Genomic DNA, 3,661 nt, shown 5'->3' on the forward strand with positions numbered 1-3,661 from the left:
CATTGCCCGCTCCGGCGAGACCCTGCGCCAGGCCGAATGGCGCGACGAGCTGCTGCGCACCGGTATTCGCGGCAAGAACGGGCAATACATCCGCTTTGCCCGCCTAGAGCCGCTTCCTGGCTGTCGCTGGCTGCATGCCGAGGGGGAAACGCGGCCAAGCGACGAAGGGGCAAATACTGTGCGCGAGTCGGCTCCAGCCTATGACCCGATGCGCGTGGTCGTCTCCTTTGGCCCGGAATATGGCCCACTTGAGCAGCGGCAGGTCGAGCACGCCTGGGAAGAAGCACGGATGCTTGTTCCCAAACCCAAGCTGCTGATCTTTGCCGCTTTCCAGTTCGATCCCGAAGCGGCCAAGGATATTGACGAGATGAAGCCCGAGCTGGCCGGCATGCAGTTCCTCAAAGTCAAAATGAACGCCGACCTCTTGACCGACGACCTCAAGAAAAAGCGCGCCAGCAACGAATCGTTTTGGTTGATTGGGCAACCTGATGTGGAAGTGCAGCGCATCACCTCGGGGACTGACGAAGGCAAGTTGCGCGTCGTGGTGCACGGTTTTGATTATTACAACACCAAGACCGGGCAGATTGAATCGGGTAGCGCAGACAAGATCGCTCTTTGGCTGCTCGATACCGACTACGACGGACGCAGCCTCTATCCCCGGCAGGTCTTTTTCCCAATGGCGGGCGAGAAGGATGGCTGGGCGAAGCTGGCGCGCAACCTTAAAGCTGAAATCGACGAGGAGCTGATTGAGGCGTACCGCGGTACAGTCTCGTTGCCCTTTGCACCGGGCGAGCACAAGCGCATTGCCGTCAAGATCGTGGATGACCGGGGCATCGAGAGCCTGAAGGTCATAAGGGTGGAGACATGATTGACGAGCAAGCTCTGCAAGAAATTGTTCAACGGATCGTGGCAGTGGCACAGCCCAGCCGCGTACTTTTGTTTGGCTCCTATGGCCGCGGCGACGCCGACGCTGGCTCTGACCTGGATCTTATTGTGATTGAACCAGAAGTGTCCGACCCGTATAGCGAAATGATCCGCTTGCACAAAGCTGTGGGCTCGATTGGCCCAGGGCTTGATCTGCTGGTTTATTCGGAGGCCGAATACCAACGGCGCAGTCAGGTTCCGGGCACCGTACTGTACTGGGCGCGCAAGGAGGGAAGAGCCCTCTATGAAGCCCCATCTTGAAGAGGCCTGGCGATCCCTGCGCTTGGCCGATCGCGACCTCAAGGCATTTGAAGTTTTGAAAAAAGATCCGGAGGTTCACCCTTCTATCCTCTATTTCCATGCCCAGCAAGCGGTAGAGAAATCTCTCAAGGCGGTCTTGTTTGCCCAACAGATCGAATTTACACGCACCCATGACCTGGTCAAGCTGGCGCGTCTGCTTGGTGACCGGGGCATCTTGTTGCCAGTTGAGGAAGATCAACTCCGCCAACTCAACCCTTTTGCTGTTGCCTTTCGCTACGACGACACAGAATTTGCCCCTGTTCCCCAACAAGAGGTGGCAAGTCTGCTCACAGCGATTCGCCGTTGGGCAGCGGAAGAAGTCAGTGCAGCAACGGAACGGGAGAAAAGCAATGGCTCGGACTACCATTGACCGCCTGATCATCAACTCGCCCTACGAGGAGCCGCGGCAACACTGGCGCTACAACCGCGAGACAAGGCTATTTGAACTAGTCGAAGGCCGCCGCCCGGCAGGGTACGTAGTGGCAACGCCCGGATCAAAGTCTTTCGACGATCCCGGGATCTTTGTGGAGATTCCGCTGGTCAACCAGATCCGCCCGCGCGTGAAGGCTTGGCGTGAGGCAGGCTACCCGGGTGTGACTAGTATCACCAAGCGGCTCTTGGATCACTGGCGTGACCCTGAGGAGTTCAACAGACGTCGCTTTTTCTTTTGCCAGTTGGAGGCCGTGGAGACGCTCATTTGGCTAACCGAGGCGCCGCCTGCCGAGCGGGTGGGCATTGAGATCCCTGGCGACGGTGGGGACTTTGATCGGCGGTGCTGCAAGATGGCAACTGGTACGGGCAAGACCATCGTCATGGCGATGGTGATTGCCTGGCACATCCTCAACAAGGTGGCGAACCCACAGGACGCACGTTTCTCGAAGAACGTGCTGGTCGTTGCGCCTGGGCTGACGGTCAAGAAACGACTGGCTGTTCTAGAACCGGCGGGCGCAGGCAACTACTACGAGGCCTTCGACATTGTGCCCTCTGCCCTGCTGGACAAACTGCGGCAGGGCAAAGTGCTGATTCGCAACTGGCACGCCCTAGCCTGGGAGAGCGAGGAACAGATCAAGAAGCGCAAAAGCGTAGACAAGCGCGGCGCAAAGAGTGACGAAGCCTACACCCGCGAGGTGCTGGGTGAGATGGCGAATGCCCGCAACCTGCTGGTGATCAACGACGAGGCCCACCACGCCTGGCGCGTCAACTGGGAGGCGGAAGGTAAGTATCTGCGCCAGCATGGCTTAAGAGACAGCGCCGAAGAAGCCACGGTGTGGATCGGCGGGTTGGACCGGCTGCATCGTTCGCGCGGCATCCTGACCTGCTACGACTTTTCCGCCACCCCCTTCGCGCCGTCGGGAAAAAAGAGCAGCGAGGAGGCGCTCTTCGGCTGGATCGTCAGCGACTTTGGGCTGAACGATGCCATCGAATCGGGGTTGGTGAAGACCCCGCGCGTGGTGGTGCGTGACGATGCCGTGCCGGATGCCAAGACCTACAAGTCGCGGCTCTATCACATCTACAACGACCCCGACGTGAAGGACGACCTGAACCGCCAGGCCAACCCCGAGGAGCCGCTGCCCGACCTGGTGCTGAACGCCTACTACTTGCTGGGCTACGACTGGCGTGAGACGTGGAAGGCCTGGAAAGCAGCTGGCCTGCCCACGCCGCCCGTGATGATCACCGTCTGTAACCGAACCGAGACAGCGGCGCGGGTGAAACACGCCTTCGACTCACGGCGCATTCCCATCGACGAGCTCTGCAACCCAGAAGGGATCCTGCACATCGACTCGAAGGTGTTAGAAGAGGCTGAGGCAAAGGAAGAGCCCACTGCAGTGGTGGAAGCCTCAGACGAGGCTGAGGATGGAGAAGAGGAAGACGCACCAGTCGAACGTCAGTTGACCAAAGCAGAGCAGGCAGAACGTTTGCGAAAGATCGTAGATACGGTGGGTAAGGTAGGGCAGCCCGGCGAGAAAATCCAGAATGTCATTTCCGTCGGGATGCTGAGCGAGGGCTGGGATGCCAAAACCGTGACGCACATCATGGGGCTACGGGCCTTCACTTCGCAACTTCTGTGCGAGCAGGTTGTGGGCCGAGGCTTGCGCCGCACATCCTACGAGGTCAACCCACAAACGGGGCTGCTCGAGCCCGAATACGTCAATATCTTCGGTGTGCCTTTCACTTTCTTGCCGCACGAGGATAGCGGAGATGGCCCGCCGCCACCACCAACACCCAAGACCGCGGTGGAGCCGGATCCGACCAAAGCAGAGTTTGAGATCCGCTGGCCAAATGTGGTGCGCATCGAGCGCGTACTTCAACCAACGTTGACTCTCGATTGGTCAAAGGTGCAGCCACTAGAACTAAACGCTGCCCAGACACCGCAGGTGGCAGAACTGGCACCAGTTCTTGAAGGCAAGCCAGACGTGACCCAGATCAGCCGCATTGA

At 59.1% G+C, this 3,661-nt stretch carries 3 protein-coding genes and 1 pseudogene; all 4 read left to right on the forward strand.

The window, feature by feature from the left end:
• Window positions 1-868, forward strand: a pseudogene (locus tag NW863_RS00615) (hypothetical protein); the annotation flags it as partial.
• A complete protein-coding gene (locus NW863_RS00620) occupies window positions 865-1,185 on the forward strand; it encodes a nucleotidyltransferase domain-containing protein (RefSeq protein WP_414363840.1) in 321 nt (106 codons plus the stop codon). The pseudogene NW863_RS00615 and the gene NW863_RS00620, both read left to right, overlap by 4 nt.
• The gene (locus NW863_RS00625) at window positions 1,169-1,594 is read left to right on the forward strand and encodes a HEPN domain-containing protein (protein ID WP_414363841.1); all 426 of its coding nucleotides are present in this window, start codon (window positions 1,169-1,171) and stop codon (window positions 1,592-1,594) included. Before NW863_RS00620 ends, NW863_RS00625 begins: the two co-directional genes overlap by 17 nt.
• Window positions 1,575-3,661, forward strand: a 2,087-nt coding sequence (locus NW863_RS00630; RefSeq protein WP_414363842.1) for a BPTD_3080 family restriction endonuclease, incomplete at its 3' end; no start/stop codon positions are given. The genes NW863_RS00625 and NW863_RS00630, both read left to right, overlap by 20 nt.

The sequence above is a fragment of the Synechococcus sp. B60.1 genome (assembly GCF_047462555.1).
Taxonomy (GTDB): domain Bacteria; phylum Cyanobacteriota; class Cyanobacteriia; order Thermostichales; family Thermostichaceae; genus Thermostichus.

Bases quoted from the DNA above. Each gene is read 5' to 3' on its own strand.
- NW863_RS00620 (WP_414363840.1), top strand. From the start codon at position 865: ATGATTGACGAGCAAGCTCTGCAAGAAATTGTTCAACGGATCGTGGCA.
- NW863_RS00625 (WP_414363841.1), top strand. From the start codon at position 1,169: ATGAAGCCCCATCTTGAAGAGGCCTGGCGATCCCTGCGCTTGGCCGAT.